Annotated in this window: 15 protein-coding genes; 5 read left to right on the top strand and 10 right to left on the bottom strand. The window is 69.5% G+C overall.

Annotation, left to right across the window (positions count from 1 at the left end):
• Positions 1–134: 134 nt before the first annotated feature.
• Genes AC07RM_RS25980 through AC07RM_RS25965 form a run of 4 tightly spaced genes read left to right on the top strand, consistent with a single transcriptional unit; the run spans position 135 to position 4,855 of the window.
• Positions 135–1,148: an ABC transporter permease gene (locus tag AC07RM_RS25980; protein ID WP_366929003.1), complete on the top strand. Its 1,014-nt coding sequence runs from the start codon at positions 135–137 to the stop codon at positions 1,146–1,148.
• The gene (gene yjfF, locus AC07RM_RS25975; RefSeq protein ID WP_495336392.1) at positions 1,145–2,170 is read left to right on the top strand and encodes a galactofuranose ABC transporter, permease protein YjfF; all 1,026 of its coding nucleotides are present in this window, start codon (positions 1,145–1,147) and stop codon (positions 2,168–2,170) included. The genes AC07RM_RS25980 and yjfF overlap by 4 nt, the downstream gene beginning before the upstream one ends.
• 11 nt (positions 2,171–2,181) lie before the next feature.
• A complete protein-coding gene (locus AC07RM_RS25970) occupies positions 2,182–3,921 on the top strand; it encodes an IlvD/Edd family dehydratase (protein WP_495336391.1) in 1,740 nt (579 codons plus the stop codon).
• 16 nt (positions 3,922–3,937) lie between these two features.
• Entirely contained in the window at positions 3,938–4,855 is a 918-nt protein-coding gene (locus tag AC07RM_RS25965; protein WP_495336390.1) for a dihydrodipicolinate synthase family protein, read from the top strand.
• Between the two features lie 15 nt (positions 4,856–4,870).
• Here the strand turns inward: AC07RM_RS25965 and AC07RM_RS25960 are convergent, their stop codons facing one another.
• Complete coding sequence (locus AC07RM_RS25960; RefSeq protein WP_495336389.1) at positions 4,871–5,119, bottom strand: DUF3297 family protein; 249 nt, start codon at positions 5,117–5,119, stop codon at positions 4,871–4,873.
• Positions 5,120–5,205: 86 nt separating this feature from the next.
• Between AC07RM_RS25960 and AC07RM_RS25955 the strand changes: the two genes are divergently transcribed.
• Positions 5,206–6,129, top strand: coding sequence for a LysR family transcriptional regulator (locus AC07RM_RS25955; RefSeq protein WP_495336388.1), 924 nt, complete (start codon positions 5,206–5,208; stop codon positions 6,127–6,129).
• Here AC07RM_RS25955 and AC07RM_RS25950 read toward each other — a convergent pair.
• The 9 genes from AC07RM_RS25950 to AC07RM_RS25910 all read right to left on the bottom strand — a co-directional run bounded on the left by AC07RM_RS25950 (position 6,095) and on the right by AC07RM_RS25910 (position 16,280).
• On the bottom strand, positions 6,095–7,285 hold the full coding sequence (locus AC07RM_RS25950; RefSeq protein ID WP_093353655.1) for an ABC transporter substrate-binding protein: 1,191 nt from the start codon (positions 7,283–7,285) through the stop codon (positions 6,095–6,097). The genes AC07RM_RS25955 and AC07RM_RS25950 overlap by 35 nt on opposite strands.
• Before the next feature lie 56 nt (positions 7,286–7,341).
• The gene (locus tag AC07RM_RS25945; protein WP_057594604.1) at positions 7,342–8,049 is read right to left on the bottom strand and encodes an ABC transporter ATP-binding protein; all 708 of its coding nucleotides are present in this window, start codon (positions 8,047–8,049) and stop codon (positions 7,342–7,344) included.
• Entirely contained in the window at positions 8,036–8,800 is a 765-nt protein-coding gene (locus tag AC07RM_RS25940) for an ABC transporter ATP-binding protein (RefSeq protein ID WP_495336387.1), read from the bottom strand. The genes AC07RM_RS25945 and AC07RM_RS25940 overlap by 14 nt, the downstream gene beginning before the upstream one ends.
• Positions 8,793–9,794 carry a branched-chain amino acid ABC transporter permease gene (locus AC07RM_RS25935; protein ID WP_093353663.1) on the bottom strand — a complete coding sequence of 334 codons (1,002 nt, stop codon included), beginning with the start codon at positions 9,792–9,794 and terminating at the stop codon, positions 8,793–8,795. Before AC07RM_RS25935 ends, AC07RM_RS25940 begins: the two co-directional genes overlap by 8 nt.
• Positions 9,794–10,660, bottom strand: coding sequence for a branched-chain amino acid ABC transporter permease (locus tag AC07RM_RS25930; protein WP_093353666.1), 867 nt, complete (start codon positions 10,658–10,660; stop codon positions 9,794–9,796). The genes AC07RM_RS25935 and AC07RM_RS25930 overlap by 1 nt, the downstream gene beginning before the upstream one ends.
• A 248-nt stretch (positions 10,661–10,908) precedes the next feature.
• Positions 10,909–11,814 carry an NAD(P)-dependent oxidoreductase gene (locus tag AC07RM_RS25925; protein WP_495336386.1) on the bottom strand — a complete coding sequence of 302 codons (906 nt, stop codon included), beginning with the start codon at positions 11,812–11,814 and terminating at the stop codon, positions 10,909–10,911.
• Positions 11,815–11,832: 18 nt separating this feature from the next.
• Positions 11,833–13,281, bottom strand: coding sequence for an aldehyde dehydrogenase family protein (locus AC07RM_RS25920; protein WP_495336385.1), 1,449 nt, complete (start codon positions 13,279–13,281; stop codon positions 11,833–11,835).
• A gap of 97 nt (positions 13,282–13,378) precedes the next feature.
• On the bottom strand, positions 13,379–14,782 hold the full coding sequence (locus AC07RM_RS25915) for an amidase (RefSeq protein WP_495336384.1): 1,404 nt from the start codon (positions 14,780–14,782) through the stop codon (positions 13,379–13,381).
• Positions 14,783–14,786: 4 nt separating this feature from the next.
• Positions 14,787–16,280, bottom strand: coding sequence for an ABC transporter substrate-binding protein (locus AC07RM_RS25910; RefSeq protein ID WP_495336383.1), 1,494 nt, complete (start codon positions 16,278–16,280; stop codon positions 14,787–14,789).
• Positions 16,281–16,299: the final 19 nt, after the last annotated feature.

The following is a 16,299-nucleotide window of genomic DNA, read 5'->3' as shown; positions in this document are numbered from 1 at the left end:
CGCAGCGAAATAAAGGAGGAGCCGAAGGCGGGGGACATTCGCGGAGGGAAGTACCCGCTGTCCTGTGCACGCGCCCCCGCCCTCCAGCAGAGAACCCCCCGATGACAACGACAAAAAGCCGAGCGCACAAAGCAATGCACCACCGCCTGACCTGGCCCCTGGTTACGCTGTTCCTCCTGCTGGCCGTCAACACAGCCTTCAACCCCAGCTTCCTCCACCTCGAATGGAGAGAAGGCCATCTCTACGGCAGCCTCATCGACATCCTCAACCGCGCCGCCCCCCTGGTGCTGGTGTCGCTGGGCATGACCCTGGTGATCGCCACGCGCGGCATCGACATCTCGGTGGGCGCCGTCGTGGCCATTGCCGCGGCGCTCGCGGCCTGGATGATCGGCGGATCGGTGGCCAGCGACGTGAGCCGCTTTCCCATGAGCCTGGCCATCGTGGCGGCCATCGGCATCGCGCTGCTGTGCGGCCTGTGGAACGGCCTGCTGGTCGCCAAGGTCGGCATGCAGCCGATCATCGCCACGCTGATCCTCATGGTGGCCGGGCGCGGCATCGCGCAGCTCATCGCCGATGGCCAGATCATCACCATCTACTACAAGCCCTTCTTCTTCCTCGGCAGCGGCTACCTGCTGGGGCTGCCGTTCTCGCTGTTCATCGTGGCTACCGTGTTCGTGCTGCTGTATCTCGCCATCACGCGCACCGCGCTGGGCCTGTTCATCCAGGCCGTGGGCATCAACCCGACGGCCGCGCGCGTGGCGGGCGTGCAGGCGCGGCGGCTGATCGTCGGGGCCTATGCCTTCTGCGGCGCCTGCGCGGGCGTGGCGGGCCTGCTGATCAGCTCCAACGTCAAGAGCGCGGACGGCAACAACGCCGGCCAGCTGATCGAGCTCGACGCGATCCTCGCCGTGACCCTCGGCGGCACCGCGCTGACCGGCGGGCGCTTCAGCCTCGTGGGCAGCGTGATCGGCGCGCTGATCATCCAGACCTTGACCTATGCGATCTATTCGCTCGGCGTGCCGCCCGAGATCAACCTCGTGGTGAAGGCCGGCGTGGTGTTCGCGGTGATGCTGCTGCAGTCGCCCGAGTTCAGGGCGGAGATCCGGACGCTGGTGCAGCGGCCGGCGCATGACGGAGCCAAGGCATGAGCGCCGTGATCGAAACCGCACCCTCACCCCGGCCCTCTCCCGCAAGCGGGAGAGGGGGCAAGCGGCTCAATCCCAAGTACCTGCCGCTGGCCGCGACCATCTCGCTGTTCGTGCTCGTCGCCACGCTGGGCTCGGTGTTCTACGACGGCTTCTTCTCGGCCCAGGTCTTCCTCAACCTGCTGATCGACAACGCCTTCCTGATCGTCGTCGCCGTCGGCATGACCTTCGTGATCCTCTCGGGCGGCATCGATCTTTCGGTGGGCTCGGTGATCGCGCTCACCACCATGGTGTCGGCCGCGCTGGTCGAGAAGCACGGCTGGAGCCCGGCGATCGTGATCCCGCTCGTGCTCGCCATGGGCACCGCCTTCGGCGCCTTCATGGGCCTCCTGATCGAGCGCTACCGGCTGCAGCCCTTCATCGTCACGCTGGCCGGCATGTTCCTCGCGCGCGGCCTGTGCTACCTGATCAGCATCGATTCGATCAGCATCACCAACGAGTTCTACACCGAGGTCTCGCAGATCCGCATTCCGATCTGGGGCGAGGCCTCGATCTCGCTGAGCGCGGCGATCGCCGTCGGCGTGCTGCTGGCCGCGGTCTTCATCGCCCACTGCACGCCCTTCGGCCGGGCCGTCTACGCCATCGGCGGCAGCGAGCATTCGGCCATGCTGATGGGCCTGCCGGTGCGCCGCACCCTGATCGGCGTCTACACCCTCTCGGGCTTCTGCTCGGCGCTGGCCGGCGTCATCTTCACCTTCTACATGCTCTCGGGCTACGGCCTGCATGCCGTGGGCCTCGAGCTCGACGCCATCGCGGCGGTGGTCATCGGCGGCACCTTGCTCACGGGCGGCGTGGGCTATGTGGCCGGCACGCTGTTCGGCGTGCTGATGCTCGGGATCATCCAGACCCTGATCTCCTTCGACGGCACGCTGAGCTCGTGGTGGACGCGCATCGTCGTCGGTGCGCTGCTGTTCGTGTTCTGCCTGCTGCAACGCTTCTTCACCTCGCGCGCCCCGCGCCGCTGATCGACCTCCCCATGACCCAGAAGAAATTGCGCTCCGCCGAATGGTTCGGCACGGCCGACAAGAACGGCTTCATGTATCGCAGCTGGATGAAGAACCAGGGCATCCCCGACCATGAGTTCGACGGCCGGCCGATCGTCGGCATCTGCAACACCTGGTCGGAACTCACGCCCTGCAACGCCCACTTCCGCAAGATCGCCGAGCACGTCAAGCGCGGCATCTCGGAGGCCGGCGGCTTCCCGGTCGAGTTCCCGGTGTTCTCCAACGGCGAATCGAACCTGCGGCCCACCGCCATGCTCACGCGCAACCTCGCGAGCATGGACGTCGAGGAAGCCATCCGCGGCAACCCGGTCGATGCCGTGGTGCTGCTGACCGGCTGCGACAAGACCACGCCCGCGCTGCTGATGGGCGCGGCGAGCTGCGACATCCCGGCCATCGTGGTCACGGGCGGGCCGATGCTCAACGGCAAGCTCGACGGCCGCAACATCGGCTCGGGCACGGCCGTGTGGCAGCTGCACGAGTCGCTCAAGGCCGGCGAGATCGACCTGCACCAGTTCCTCTCGGCCGAAGGCGGCATGTCGCGCTCGGCCGGCACCTGCAACACCATGGGCACGGCCTCCACCATGGCCTGCATGGCCGAGGCGCTCGGTACCTCGCTGCCGCACAACGCGGCCATTCCCGCGGTCGACGCGCGGCGCTATGTGCTGGCGCAGATGTCGGGCATGCGCGCGGTCGAGATGGCGAAGGAGGGCCTGACGCTCTCGAAGGTGCTCACGCGCGAGGCCTTCGAGAACGCCATCCGCGTCAATGCCGCCATCGGCGGCTCGACCAATGCCGTGATCCACCTGAAGGCGATCGCGGGGCGCATCGGCGTCGAACTCGAACTCGAGGACTGGACCCGCATCGGCAGCCACACGCCGACCATCGTCGACCTGATGCCCTCGGGCCGCTTCCTGATGGAGGAGTTCTACTACGCGGGCGGCCTGCCCGCGGTGCTGCGCCGCCTCGGCGAGAACGGCCTGCTGCCGCACCCGGGCGCGCTCACCGTCAACGGCCGCTCGCTGTGGGACAACGTGCGCGACGCGCCCAGCCTCGACGACGAGGTGATCCGCCCGCTCGACAAGCCGCTGATCGCCGACGGCGGCATCCGCATCCTGCGCGGCAATCTCTCGCCGCGCGGCGCCGTGCTCAAGCCCTCGGCGGCCACGCCCGAGCTGCTCAAGCACCGCGGCCGCGCCGTGGTGTTCGAGAACCTCGAGCACTACAAGGAGCGCATCGTCGACGAATCGCTCGAGGTCGACGCCAGCTCCGTCCTCGTGCTGAAGAACTGCGGCCCCAAGGGCTACCCCGGCATGGCCGAGGTCGGCAACATGGGCCTGCCGCCCAAGCTGCTGCGCCAGGGCATCAAGGACATGGTGCGCATCTCCGACGCGCGCATGAGCGGCACCGCCTACGGCACCGTGGTGCTGCACGTCGCACCCGAGGCGGCCGACGGCGGCCCGCTGGCGGCGGTGCGCGACGGCGACTGGATCGAGCTCGACTGCGATGCCGGCCGGCTGCACCTGGACATCGGCGACGAGGAACTGGCCGCCCGGCTGGCCGCGCTCGGGCCCTCCGACGCGCAGCCCATGAGCACGCGCGGCGGCGGCTACCAGAAGCTCTACGTGAACCACGTGCTGCAGGCCGACGAGGGCTGCGACTTCGATTTCCTGGTCGGCTGCCGCGGCGCGGCCGTGCCGCGTCATTCCCATTGAAAGCCCGAGCCATTCCATGACCCCCCGATACCGCGGCATCTTCCCGGTGGTGCCCACCACCTTCGACGCGCAGGGCGCGCTCGACCTCGAGAGCCAGAAGCGCTGCGTCGACTTCATGATCGACGCCGGCTCCGACGGCCTGTGCATCCTGGCCAACTTCTCCGAGCAGTTCGTGCTGTCGGACGAGGAGCGCGAAGTGCTCACGCGCACCGTGCTCGAGCACGTGAAGGGCCGCGTGCCGGTGATCGTGACCACCACCCACTACAGCACCCGGGTGTGCGCCGAGCGCAGCCGCCGTGCGCAGGACATGGGCGCCGCGATGCTGATGGTGATGCCGCCGTATCACGGCGCCACCTTCCGCGTGCCCGAGGAGCAGATCTTCGCGTTCTATGCGCGACTGTCGGACGCCGTGGGCATTCCGATCATGGTGCAGGACGCGCCGGCCAGCGGCACCGTGCTGTCGGCACCGTTCCTCGCGCGCATGGCGCGCGAGATCGAGCACCTGGCCTATTTCAAGATCGAGACCGCGGGCGCGGCCGCCAAGCTGCGCGAGCTGATCCGCCTGGGCGGCGACGCGGTCGAGGGCCCGTGGGACGGCGAGGAGGCGATCACGCTGATGCCCGACCTCGATGCCGGCGCCACCGGCTCGATGACCGGCGGCGGCTATCCCGACGGCCTGCGCCCGATCCTGGTGGCGCACCGCGAGGGCCGGCGCGAGGAGGCCTTCGCGCGCTACCAGCAGTGGCTGCCGCTGATCAACTACGAGAACCGCCAGGCCGGCCTGCTGGCCTGCAAGGCGCTGATGAAGGAGGGCGGCGTCATCGCCTGCGAGGCGCCGCGGCATCCGCTGCCGGCGCTGCATCCCGACACGCGCGCGGGGCTGATCGAGACCGCGCGGCGGCTCGATCCGCTGGTGCTGCGCTGGGGGCGCTGAAGAACTACTGCCGCCTCAGCGGTAGTAGACCTCGACCGCGCCCTTGAGCTTGAGCAGCAGCGGATGGCCCTTGCGGTCCACCGTCTTGCCGGCCGGCACCTTGATCCAGCCTTCGCTGATGCAGTACTCCTCGACGTCGAGGCGTTCCTTGCCGTTGAAGCGGATGCCGATCTCGTGCTCGAAGGCCGTGGACAGGTGGAAGGGGCTGCGTGCGTCGGTCGAGAGGCGGTCGGGCAGGGGCGGGCGTTCGGTGGCGTCGGTCATGGCAAGGATTGTCGGTCGAAGGGGCCGGCCGCGGCAGTGGGCGCGCGGCGGCGTGCAATGATAGTGGCCGACCGACCCCCGCCCCCATGAGACCCGACCTGGATTCCCTTGCGCTGTTCCTGCGCGCCGTCGAATGCGGCAGCCTCTCGAAGGCCGCCGCCGAGAGCCACATGGTGCTGTCGGCCGCGAGCCGGCGCATCGCGATGCTCGAGAGCCAGTTCGGCGTGACCCTGTTCCAGCGCAGCTCGCGCGGCGTGACCGTCACCGGCGCCGGCGAATCGCTCGCGGTGCATGCGCGGCTGATCCTGCGCGACGTCGACCGCATGCGCGCCGACCTGTCCGACTACGCGCAGGGCGCCACCGGCCGCGTGCGGCTGCAGGCCAATGCCTCGGCCATGGGGCAGTTCCTGCCCGACGACGTGGCGAGCTTCCGGCGCGCCTATCCCGAGATCCGCGTCGACGTGGAGGAGCACCGCAGCGTGTGGATCGTGCAGGCGATCCGCGAGCGCCAGGCCGACGTCGGCGTGATCACCGGCGAGACCTCGGACGCCAGCCTCAACTTCATCCCCTACCGCATGGACCGGCTGGTGGCCGTGGTGCACCGGCGGCATCCGCACCGCGGCCGCGAGGTCTCGTTCGAGCAGCTGCTCGATTTCGACTTCGTCGGCCTCGAGAGCGACTCCGCGATCGCGCGCACCATCGAGGACGCGGCCGCGCTGGCGCGCAAGGTGCTGCGGCTGCGCGTGCAGGTCAAGAGCTTCGAGGCCGTGTGCCGGATGATCGAGGCCGGCATGGGCGTGGGCATCCTGCCCGAGGGCGCGGCCGCCACCTACCGCAAGGAGATGGGGCTGCGCTTTTTGAACCTCACCGACGCCTGGGCCTCGCGCCGCATGTACATCTGCACGCGGCAGGAGACGCTGGGCTTTCCGCAGCGCCGGCTGGTGGACCACCTGCTGGCGCGCAGCGTCGCGCCCGTCACTTCATCAGGTCGCTCAGGTTCACCGGCTTGATCTTGCCGCCTTCCACCGTGGCCACCAGCGGGTCGACGATGGTGCCGCCCACGCTGTCCACGCCCTTGAAGCTGCCGGCATTGATCTTCTCGGGCAGCGCCTTGAGCGCGTCGCCGAGCTTGGCGCGGATCGCCGCCGCGTCACTGGTGGTGCCCGCGAGCTTCATCGCGCCGGCCAGCGCGTGCACCAGCGTGTAGTTGTAGGAAGACTCGGTGGTTGCGTCCTTGTCGGCGCCGTAGGCCTTGCGGTAGGCCTCGGCGAAGCTCTTCGGGCCCACGCGCTCGTCGTAGGACACCGGCAGCACGCCGATCGAGCCCTCGAGCGCGCCGAGGCCGCCCGTGACCTTGGCCATCTCGTCGAACTTGGCCTGGTCCATCACCAGGAAGCCGCCCTTGAAGCCGAGCTCGCGCGCCTGCTTGGCCACCAGCGCGGTGGGCTCCGAGGGGCCGCCGACGAAGAGCACGTCGGGCTTCTCGGCCAGCACGCGGCTCACGCCGCTGTAGAAGTCGGCCGAGCGGTTGTAGGACATGGGGTTGTTCGAGGCGATGGTGCCGCCGGCCTTCTCCCAGGCCGGGCCGAACAGCTGGCTCCAGTTCTTCGCGTACTCGTGGTCGCCCGGCAGCATGCCGACGCGCTTGCCGAACTTGTTCATCTCGTAGCGCGTGAAGGGCTCGATGTAGGAGTTGAAGGTCGGCGGGATGCGGATGGTGAGCTTGTTGCCGGTCTCGGTGATCTTCGGCGTGCTCGAGTACGCCATCACGATGAACTTCTCCTGCTCGTTGAAGGCCTGCATCGCGTAGATGCCGCCCGAGTGCGGCACGAACACCGCCGGCGACTGGTGCTGCTGCACCAGCCGGCGCGCGTTGATGGCGGCATCGGCCGGCGAGTACTTGTCGTCGAGCGCGACCAGCTCGAACTTGTACTTCTTGCCGCCGACCTCGAGGCCCGCGGCATTCACTTCCTTGATCGCCATCTCCATGCCGTTGACCACGTTCTTGCCGTAGAGCGCGGCGCCGCCGCTCAGGGGGCCGGTGAAGCCGATCTTCACCGTGTCCTGCGCGAAGGCGGTGCCGGCACCGAAGGCGGCGGCCAGCGCGGCGGCCACGGGCAGCGCGGCGAGGCGTCGGCGGGTGCGAAGGGGCGTGGTGGATGTCATGGCGTTGTCTCCTGTAGTTGGGGGGCGAGGAAAAAAGCGTGGGGCCGGCGCGCGGCTCAGGCGCCGATGTAGGCGGCGCGCACCGCCTCGTTGTGCAGCAGCGACTCGCGGTCGCCCTCGAGCGCGATGCGGCCGCGCTCGATGACGTAGGCGCGATGCGCGATGGCCAGCGCCGAGTAGGCGTTCTGCTCGGCCAGCAGCACCGTGGTGCCCTGCTGGTTGATGCGCTGGATCACCTCGAACACCTGCTTCACGATCAGCGGCGCCAGGCCCAGCGAAGGCTCGTCGAGCAGCAGCACCCTGGGCCGCCCGAGCATCGCGCGGCCAATCGCCACCATCTGCTGCTGGCCGCCCGACAGCGAGCCCGCGGGATCGTTCTGCTTGGCCGCGAGGATCGGGAACAGCGAGAACACCTCGTCGAGCGAGCGCTGGATGCCGGCCTTGTCGCCGCGGTGCACGTAGGCGCCCAGCGTGAGGTTCTTGCGCACCGTCATCATCGGGAACAGCTTGCGGCCCTCGGGGCAGTGCACCAGGCCCGAGGCCACGATCTGCGCCGGGCGCTGGCCCGTGATGTCGCCGTCGCCCAGGCGGATGCGGCCCGCGCTCGGGCGGCGGATGCCGCTGGCGGCCATGAAGATCGAGGTCTTGCCCGCGCCGTTGGCGCCCAGCAGCACCACCAGCTCGCCCGGGTCGGCATGCAGGCTCACGCCGCTGAGCGCGCGGAAGCTGCCGTAGTGGAGGTCGACGCCCTCAAACCGCAGCATGGTCGGTCCCCAGGTAGGCCTCGATCACCTGCGGATCGCGGCGGATCTCGGCGGGCGTTCCCTCGGCGATCTTGGCGCCGTTGTTGAGCACGACGATCTTGTCGGCCAGCTGCATGATCATGTCCATCTTGTGCTCGATCAGGCACACGGTCTTGCCGTGCGCCACCAGCTTGTGGATCAGCGCCGCCAGGCCCACGGTCTCCTCGGGGTTCACGCCGCCCGCGGGTTCGTCGAGCAGGAGCAGCTGCGGGTCGGTCGCCAGCGCGAGCGCGAAGGCCACGCGCTTGCGCTCCTCCTGCGTGATGTCGGCCGCGATGCGGTGGGCGATGTGCGAGAGCCCCACGAAGTCCAGCGCCTCCTGCGCCTTGTCGCGGCACAGCTTCTCTTCCTCGCGCAGGCGACGGCTGCCGATGAGCACGTCCCACAGGCCCGAGTGCGTGCGCAGCCGGTGGCCCACGATCAGGTTGTCGAGCACGGTGGCGTTGTCGAACAGGTGCGTGGTCTGGAAGGTGCGCGCGATGCCCAGCCGCGCCACGTGGTCGGGGCGCATGCCGGTGACCTCGCGGCCCTCGAAGGCGATGCGGCCCGCGCTCGGCTTGTGCGTGCCCGCCACCAGGTTGAAGAAGGTGGTCTTGCCGGCGCCGTTGGGGCCGATGATGGCGCTGATCTGGCCGCGCTCGAAGCGCGTGCTCACGCTGTCGACCGCGGTCAGGCCGAAGAACTGCTTGGTGAGGCCCTCGATCTCAAGCATGGCGCTGCACCTCCTGCACGGTGGCGGCGGAGGCCGCGGCCCGCCGCGCATCGGCACGGCGCGCGCGGCGCTTGAGCCAGGTGCCGACGATGCCGTCGGGCAGGAAGATGATCAGCGCGATCAGCACCGGGCCGAACACCACCATGCGGTAGTCCTGCAGGAACTGCAGGCTCTGCGTGAGGCCGGTGACGAGGAAGGTGCCCACCAGCGGCCCGAGCAGGGTGCCGATGCCGCCCACCAGCACGAACATCACGAGGTCGAAGGTCACGGCCTCGCTCGCCAGGTCGGGGCCGAGGAAGCGCACCTGGCCCGCGTAGAGCGCGCCCGCGAAGCCGGCGTAGATCACCGACAGCACGAACGACAGCGTCTTGGTGCGCATCAGGTCGGTGCCCAGCGCCTCGGCCAACTCGTCGCTGTTGCGCACCGCCATGAAGCTGCGGCCCAGCAGCGAGCGCACGATGCGCGCCATGACCCAGATGCCCAGCGCGAGGAAGGCCAGCACCAGGTAGTACTGCGACAGCGGCGTGCCGAACTGCAGCGGCCCGATGCCCGTGGGCGAGGGGATGCCCATGATGCCCACCGGCCCGTGCGTGAGGCTCTCCCACTTCTCGATCAGCAGGAACATGATGTAGCTCACGCACAGCGTGAAGATCGAGAAGTAGTGGCCCTTCAGCCGCAGCGACAGGATGCCGATGAAGAAGCCCAGCACGCCCGTGACCACGCCCGCGAGCGCGAAGGCGATCCAGAACGGCACCTGGTGGTCGACCGTGAGGATGCCCACCGTGTAGGCGCCCACGGCCATGAAGGCGCCGTGCGCGAGGTTGAACTGGCCCGTGTAGCCGGTGATCAGGTTCAGGCCCAGCGCGGCGATGGCCATGATGAAGGCCTGCGTCGCCACCGAGATCAGGTAGTTGTTGGGCGCGAACAGCGGAAAGGCCAGCGCGATCAGCGCGAGCACGGCCCAGCCGGCCTTGCCTTGCAGCAGCGATCCCATCAGCGGGCTCCCTTCGGCGTGAACAGGCCCTGCGGGCGCAGCGACAGGATCACCACCAGCAGCACGAAGGCGATGATGTCCTTGTAGTCGGTCGAGAAGTAGAAGCCGCCGAAGCTCTCGGCCATGCCGATGATCAAGCCCCCGACGATGGCGCCCGGGAAGCTGCCCATGCCGCCGAGGATGATGATCACGAAGGCCTTGGTGATCACCAGGTTGCCCATGCTCGGGTAGACCAGGTTGATCGGCGCGTAGAGCACCGCGGCCACCGCCGCCAGCGCGCCCGAGATCGCGAACACCAAGAGCGTGACGCGCGTGGCGTCGATGCCCACCAGCGCCGCGCCGTCGCGGTTCTGCGCCATCGCGATGATGGTCGAGCCCAGCACCGTGTGGTTGAGGAACAGGTGCAGCAGCACCATCAGCCCGAAGGCGCCCGCGATGATCAGCAGGCGCTGCAGCGGCGCCGTGAGCCCGAACACCTCGACGATCTGGCCGTAGGGCGTGGGCATGCGGTGGAAGTCGGCGCCGAAGATGGCCTGCGCGCCGGCCTCGATGAACAGCAGGATGCCGATGGCGGCGATCATGTCGTGCAGCTCGGGCGCGTTGCGCAGCGGATGGAACACCAGCCGCTCGGCCAGCATCGCGATCACCGCGACCACCACCGCCGCGCCCGCCATCGCGATCCAGTAGTTGAGGCCCAGCCGTGCCATCAGGTAGTAGCCCGCGAAGGCCCCGGCCATGTAGAAGGCGCCGTGCGCGAAGTTCGGCACGTGCAGGATGCCGTAGACCAGCGTGAGGCCCAGGGCCACCAGGCTGTAGACGCCGCCCACGGTCAGGCCGTTGAGCAGTTGCTGAAAGAACAGTTCCACGTCGATCCTCGCAGTTGCCGCAACGGCATTCACCCGCGCACCGGCTCTGGAGGTCGGTGTCGTCGGGGTCCAGCGGAGGATTGTGGAAGCGCGGTGTGGCCGCGTCGACTGAGGTTTGCCCGAACTTGCCTTGTCGCTTCAGCGACTTCGAAAAACGGGTATGGGGTTGCGCGGGGCCCGGCGGTCATGCGGGCGTCGCGCGAACCTGCGCTGGAAACGCCCGCGCGAGGGCGTTTCTGGCACTGCGTTCAGCGCTTGAGCGCCTCGACCAGGTCCAGCACCATGCGGTCGCCGCCGAAGGTGTCGACGCCGCGCGTGAGCAGCGCGTCGACTGCCTGGGCGATGCCGTGCGCGGACGAGGACTGCTCGGCCATGTCGTTGTAGTAGCCCAGGTCCTTCTTGGCGTTGGCCATCGAGAACTTGAGCGAATCGGTGCTGCCGGTCAGGAGCTTGGGCTTGACGCGCTCGAGCGCGACGCCGTTGCCGCCACCCTTGGCCAGCACGTCGACGAACACCTCGGGCTTGACGCCCGCGCGCTCGGCGCAGGCCGCGGCCTCGCACAGCAGCGCCACGGTGCCCAGCGAGACGAAGTTGTGCAGCAGCTTCATCGCATGGCCGGCGCCGATGCCGCCCACGTGCGTGACGTTCTCGGCGAAGGCACGCAGCAGCGGCAGGCAGGAGGCCAGCACCTCGGCGTCGCCGCCCACCAGCAGGTTGAGCCGGCCCTCGGCCGCTTCCTTCGCGGTGCGGGTCATCGGGGCGTCGAGGAAATGGCCGCCCCTGGTTTCGACGGCGCGCGCCACGCGCGAGGTGGATTCGGGCACCGCGGTCGAGCAGTCGACCACCACGGTGCCGGGACGCAAGGCCGCGAGCGCGCCCTTCTCGCCGAGCATCACGGCCTCGACCTGCGGCGTGCCGGTCACGCAGAGGATCAGCACGTCGACCTCGGCCGCGAGCTTCGCCACGTCGGGCGTGGAGGTCGCGCCGGCCGCGAGCAGGGCGTCGATCGGCTGGTTGCCCGGGTGCTCGAGCACCGTGAGCGCATGGCCGTGGCCCGCGATGTTCTGCGCGATGCCGCTGCCCATCAGGCCCACGCCCACCAGGCCCACGCGGCGCTTGGGAGCGGCCGCCTTCTCTTGTTCGTTCAATGCCATGGTCTGGTTCCGCCTTGCTTATCCGTGCTTGATCGCGATGGTCTTGAGGGTGGTGAAGCCGAGCAGGGCCTCGAAGCCCTTCTCGCGGCCGAAGCCCGAGGACTTCACGCCGCCGAAGGGCAGTTCCACGCCGCCGGCCGCGCCGTAATTGTTGATGAAGACCTGGCCGCAGTGCATCTTGTGCGCCATGCGCAGCTGGCGCGCGCCGTCGCGCGTCCAGATGCCGGCCACCAGGCCGAAGTCGGTGCCGTTGGCCAGGCGCACGGCCTCGGCCTCGTCGGCGAAGGGCGTGAGCGCCAGCACCGGGCCGAAGATCTCGCGCTGCGCGATGTCGCTGTCGCCGGGCACGTCGCGGAACAGCACGGCCTCCTGGTAGAAGCCCTGGGCCGATGCATTGGGTGCCACGCTGCCGCGCGCGGCCACCTCCAGGCCCTGGGCCTCGGCGGTGGCGACCATGTCGCGCACTTGGCGAAACTGCTTCTCGTTGATCAGCGGGCCCATGTCGAGGTCATCGGCCGGCGGGCCGGCGCGCACGGCCGAGAAGCGCTTCGCGAGCCGCTGCACCACCTCTTCGTAGACCGACTGCTCGACCAGCACCCGGCTGCCCGCCGAGCAGGTCTGGCCGGCGTTCTGGATGATGGCGTTGACCAGCACCGGCTCGGCCGCGTCGAGGTCGGCGTCGGCGAACACGATCTGCGGCGACTTGCCGCCCAGCTCCAGGGTCACGGGGCAGTGGCGCTCGGCGGCCGCCAGGCCGACGCTGCGGCCGGTGACGGTGGAGCCGGTGAAGGAGATGTGGTCGATGCCCGGGTGCGCGCACAGCGCCGCGCCGGCTTCCTTGCCGTAGCCCGTGACCACGTTGAGCGTGCCGGCCGGAAAGCCGACCTCGGCCGCCAGCTCGGCCAGGCGCAGCAGCGAGAGGCTCGCGTCCTCGGCCGGCTTGACCACGCAGGCATTGCCCGCGGCCAGCGCGGCGCCCACGCTGCGGCCCGCGATCTGCATCGGGTAGTTCCAGGGAATGATGTGGCCGGTCACGCCGTGCGGCACGCGCACCGTGAGCACGGTGTAGCCGCGTTCGTAGGGCAGGGTGTCGCCGTGCAGCTTGTCGCAGGCGCCGGCGTAGTACTCCATGTAGCGCGCGAGCGCGGTGGCGTCGTTGCGCGCCACGCGCAGCGCCTTGCCGGTGTCGCGCGCCTCGAGCTGGGCCAGTTCCTCGTGGTGGGCGACCACGGCCGCGCCGAGCTTGGCCATCAGCCGGCCGCGCTCGAGCGCGCTCAGCGTGCCCCAGGGGCCGTCGAAGTTCTCGCCGACCGCGCGGCGCGCGGCCTTCACGGCGGCATCGATGTCGCCCGCGGTGCCGCGCGCGAGCTGGCCGAAGCGCTCGCCGTCGCTGGGGTCGATCACGTCGATGGTGGCGTTGCCTTCCGAGGGCACGCGCCGGCCGTCGATGAAGTGGGTGGGGTTCATGGGGGTGTCTCCTTGCGGGCGGCGCCGGCGGGGCGCCGCGAAAAATCGGGGGCGGTGCGCGAGAGGCTCGCGCGCCGCCCAGTGTCGGACAAGCGCTTCAGCCGAGTTCGGGCCAGGGCTTCTGCGGCTCGCGGATCTGCTCGAAGGCGCGGCTGAACTGCAGCACGCCGAGGTCGTCGAAGCGCCGGCCGATGATCTGCAGCCCGATCGGCAGGCCCTCGGCGGAGTAGCCGCAGTTGATCGAGGCCGCCGGTTGCTCCGACATGTTGTAGGGCACGGTGAAGCCGATGTGCTCGAGCGAGCGCAGCGGGTCGTTGGTGGGCGAGGCATGCTCCGCGGGCGCGGGCATGTTGGGCGACACCGGCGAGAGCACGAAGTCGAAGCCGACCGTGGCGGCCACCGCCGCGGCGCGCGTGGCGATGAACTGGCTGTAGGCCTCGTAGATGTGCTCGCCCGAGAACTCGGCCGCGCTCTCGGCCCAGGTCAGGATGTAGGGCAGCATCTTCGCGCGCTGCTCGGCGCTCATCGTGCGCAGGTCGCTCAGCGAGCGCATGCGCCAGAAGTGGTCCATGCCCTCCAGCATTTTCGGCGTCATGAAGGGCTGCATCGGCTCGACGTGCGCGCCGGCGTCCTCGATGCGCTTGGCGGCGCGGCGCACCGCCTCGGCGATCTGCGGATCGAGCGGCAGGCCGCAGCCTGCCTCCATCAGCAGGCCCACGCGCTTGCCCTTGATGAAATCGGGCTCGACCGCGAAGGCGGCCCAGTCGATCGCGCCGGGCGGCAGCTCGGAGTAGTCGCGCGCATCGGGCTGGGCCATCGAGGCCATCATCAGCGCCGAGTCTTCCACGGTGCGCGTCATCGGGCCGGCGCAGCGGCCCATGTAGGGCGTGCTCAGCGGAATGCGGCCGAAGCTGGGCTTGAGCGAGTAGATGCCGCACCAGCTCGCGGGCAGGCGCAGCGAGCCGCCGATGTCGGTGCCCACGTGCAGCGGGCCGTAGCCGGCCGCGGCGGCCGAGCCGGCGCCAGCGCTGGAGCCGCCGGGCGTGCGCGACAGGTCCCAGGGGTTGCGCGACAGATGGTGGAAGGTCGACAGGCCCGAGGACAGCATGCCCACGTCGGGCATGGTGGTCTTGGCCACGAGCACCGTGCCGTCTTCCTTGAGGCGCGCGGCGGGCGGCGAGTCCTGCGCCATCGGCACCAGCGGATAGGCGGCGGTGCCCAGCGGCATCGGGTCGCCCGCGGTCGCGAGGTTGTCCTTGATGGTCACGGGCACGCCGTCGAGCGCGCCGCGCTGCGTGCCGGCGAGCCAGCGCGCCTCGGAGGCGCGCGCCTGCTCGAGCGCGAGCTCGGGGCGGAACAGCCAGGTGGCGCAGAGCTTGGGCTCGAGCGCCTCGATGCGCGCATTGACCGAGCGCGCCACCTCGACCGGCGAGAGTTCGCGGCGCGCGTAGGCGGCGCCGAGTTCGGCCGCGCCGAGGTCGTACAGGTTCTTCGTCGTCATCGCATCAGCTCCACGAGATGGCCGCGAGGTCGTTCACCACGATCGGCATGCTGGGCCACAGGCCCTTGACTTCCTTGCGCGCGATGGTCGGGAACACTGCCTGGTAGAGGAAGCCGTTGACCGCGTCGGTCGCGAGCATCTTCTGCGCGTCGCCCAGCAGGTCGGCGCGGCGCTTCTTGTTCTCCTCGTTCTGGATCGCGACGTAGAGGTCGCGGAACTTCTTCGAGTCGTAGCCCCAGTAGTAGTCGGTCTCGGTGTACTTCACGAGGTCGAAGGGCTCGACGTGCGCGACCATCGTGAGGTCGAAGTCGTGCGCGCCGCCGAAGGTGCCGCTGAGCCACTGGGCCCATTCCACGTTCTGGATCTTCACGTTGATGCCGATCTGCGCGAGCTGCGCGGCGATCACCTCGCCGCCCTGGCGCGCATACGACGGCGGCGGCAGCTGCAGGCGCAGCTCGAGCGGCGTCTTCACGCCGGCCTCGGCCAGCAGCTTCTTCGCCTTCTCGACGTCGAAGGGATTCATCGCGGTGGTGTCGACGAAGCCCGGCGCGCCCAGCGCGTAGTGGCTGCCGATGGGCTTGCCGAAACCGTCGGCCGCGCCCTGCACGATCGCGTTGCGGTCGATCGCCGCCAGGATCGCGCGGCGCACGCGCACGTCGTCGAGCGGCTTCTTGCGGTTGTTGATGGTGAGGATCACCTTGCCGCGCGTGCCGACCTCGATCACCTGGAAGCGGTTGTTGCCCTTGAACTGGCTCACCGAGCGCGTGCCCGCGCGCGGGAAGATGTCGATGTCGCCCGACAGCAGCGCGGCGGTCTGGGCCGCGGTGTCCGACATGAAGCGGAACACGAAGCGCTCGATCCTGGCCTGCGCCGGATCGCGGTAGGTGGTGGACTTGACCAGCGTGCACGAGGCGCCGCGCTGCCAGCCGCCGAGCTTGTAGGGGCCGGTGCCCACGGGCTGCGTGGCATTGGTGTCGGCGCTCTTGGGCTCGACCAGGCAGGCGGTGGACTGGCCCAGCATGAAGGGCAGGTCGGGATTGGGCAGCGTGCTGTTCACGCCCACCGTGTGCTCGTCGAGCACCACGGTGCCGATCTCGCTGAAGAAGCGCTTGTCCTTGTTGGTGCTCTTGGCGTTGCCCGCGCGGTCGAAGGAGAACTTCACCACCGCCGCGTTGAAGGGTTCGCCGTTCTGGAACTTGACGCCGCGCTTGAGCTTGAAGACGAAGGTCTTCATGTCGGGCGACGAGGTCCAGCTCTCGGCGAGCATCGGCGTGACCGAGCCGTCGGCATTGACCTTGGTCAGCGTCTCGAAGATGTTGTACTGCGTGATCTCGGCGATGGCCGAGGCCGCGCCCGTGGTCGGGTCCAGGCCCGGCGGTTCGAGCGGCATGCCGATGGTCAGCGTGTTCTTGCCGGCCTGCGCGCGCGCCTGCGGCAGGAAGACGCCCGGGATGGCCGCGGCCATGGCGGACGTCATGAGGGTGCGTCGCTTCAACATACTTCGATAGCTCCTGGAA

It is taken from the genome of Variovorax sp. GW821-FHT09B05, from assembly GCF_059418265.1.
The sequence above is the reverse complement of the archived record's forward strand: the minus strand, read 5'-3'. Positions and strand labels throughout refer to the sequence as shown.

Excerpts from the sequence above, each read along its gene's own strand:
- AC07RM_RS25960 (WP_495336389.1), bottom strand. The coding sequence starts at position 5,119 with ATGACCGACGCCACCGAACGCCCGCCCCTGCCCGACCGCCTCTCGACC.
- AC07RM_RS25950 (WP_093353655.1), bottom strand. The coding sequence starts at position 7,285 with ATGACATCCACCACGCCCCTTCGCACCCGCCGACGCCTCGCCGCGCTG.
- AC07RM_RS25980 (WP_366929003.1), top strand. The coding sequence starts at position 135 with ATGCACCACCGCCTGACCTGGCCCCTGGTTACGCTGTTCCTCCTGCTG.
- AC07RM_RS25910 (WP_495336383.1), bottom strand. The coding sequence starts at position 16,280 with ATGTTGAAGCGACGCACCCTCATGACGTCCGCCATGGCCGCGGCCATC.
- AC07RM_RS25970 (WP_495336391.1), top strand. The coding sequence starts at position 2,182 with ATGACCCAGAAGAAATTGCGCTCCGCCGAATGGTTCGGCACGGCCGAC.
- AC07RM_RS25915 (WP_495336384.1), bottom strand. The coding sequence starts at position 14,782 with ATGACGACGAAGAACCTGTACGACCTCGGCGCGGCCGAACTCGGCGCC.
- AC07RM_RS25925 (WP_495336386.1), bottom strand. The coding sequence starts at position 11,814 with ATGGCATTGAACGAACAAGAGAAGGCGGCCGCTCCCAAGCGCCGCGTG.
- AC07RM_RS25935 (WP_093353663.1), bottom strand. The coding sequence starts at position 9,794 with ATGGGATCGCTGCTGCAAGGCAAGGCCGGCTGGGCCGTGCTCGCGCTG.
- AC07RM_RS25965 (WP_495336390.1), top strand. The coding sequence starts at position 3,938 with ATGACCCCCCGATACCGCGGCATCTTCCCGGTGGTGCCCACCACCTTC.
- AC07RM_RS25945 (WP_057594604.1), bottom strand. The coding sequence starts at position 8,049 with ATGCTGCGGTTTGAGGGCGTCGACCTCCACTACGGCAGCTTCCGCGCG.
- AC07RM_RS25955 (WP_495336388.1), top strand. The coding sequence starts at position 5,206 with ATGAGACCCGACCTGGATTCCCTTGCGCTGTTCCTGCGCGCCGTCGAA.
- AC07RM_RS25920 (WP_495336385.1), bottom strand. The coding sequence starts at position 13,281 with ATGAACCCCACCCACTTCATCGACGGCCGGCGCGTGCCCTCGGAAGGC.
- AC07RM_RS25940 (WP_495336387.1), bottom strand. The coding sequence starts at position 8,800 with ATGCTTGAGATCGAGGGCCTCACCAAGCAGTTCTTCGGCCTGACCGCG.
- yjfF (WP_495336392.1), top strand. The coding sequence starts at position 1,145 with ATGAGCGCCGTGATCGAAACCGCACCCTCACCCCGGCCCTCTCCCGCA.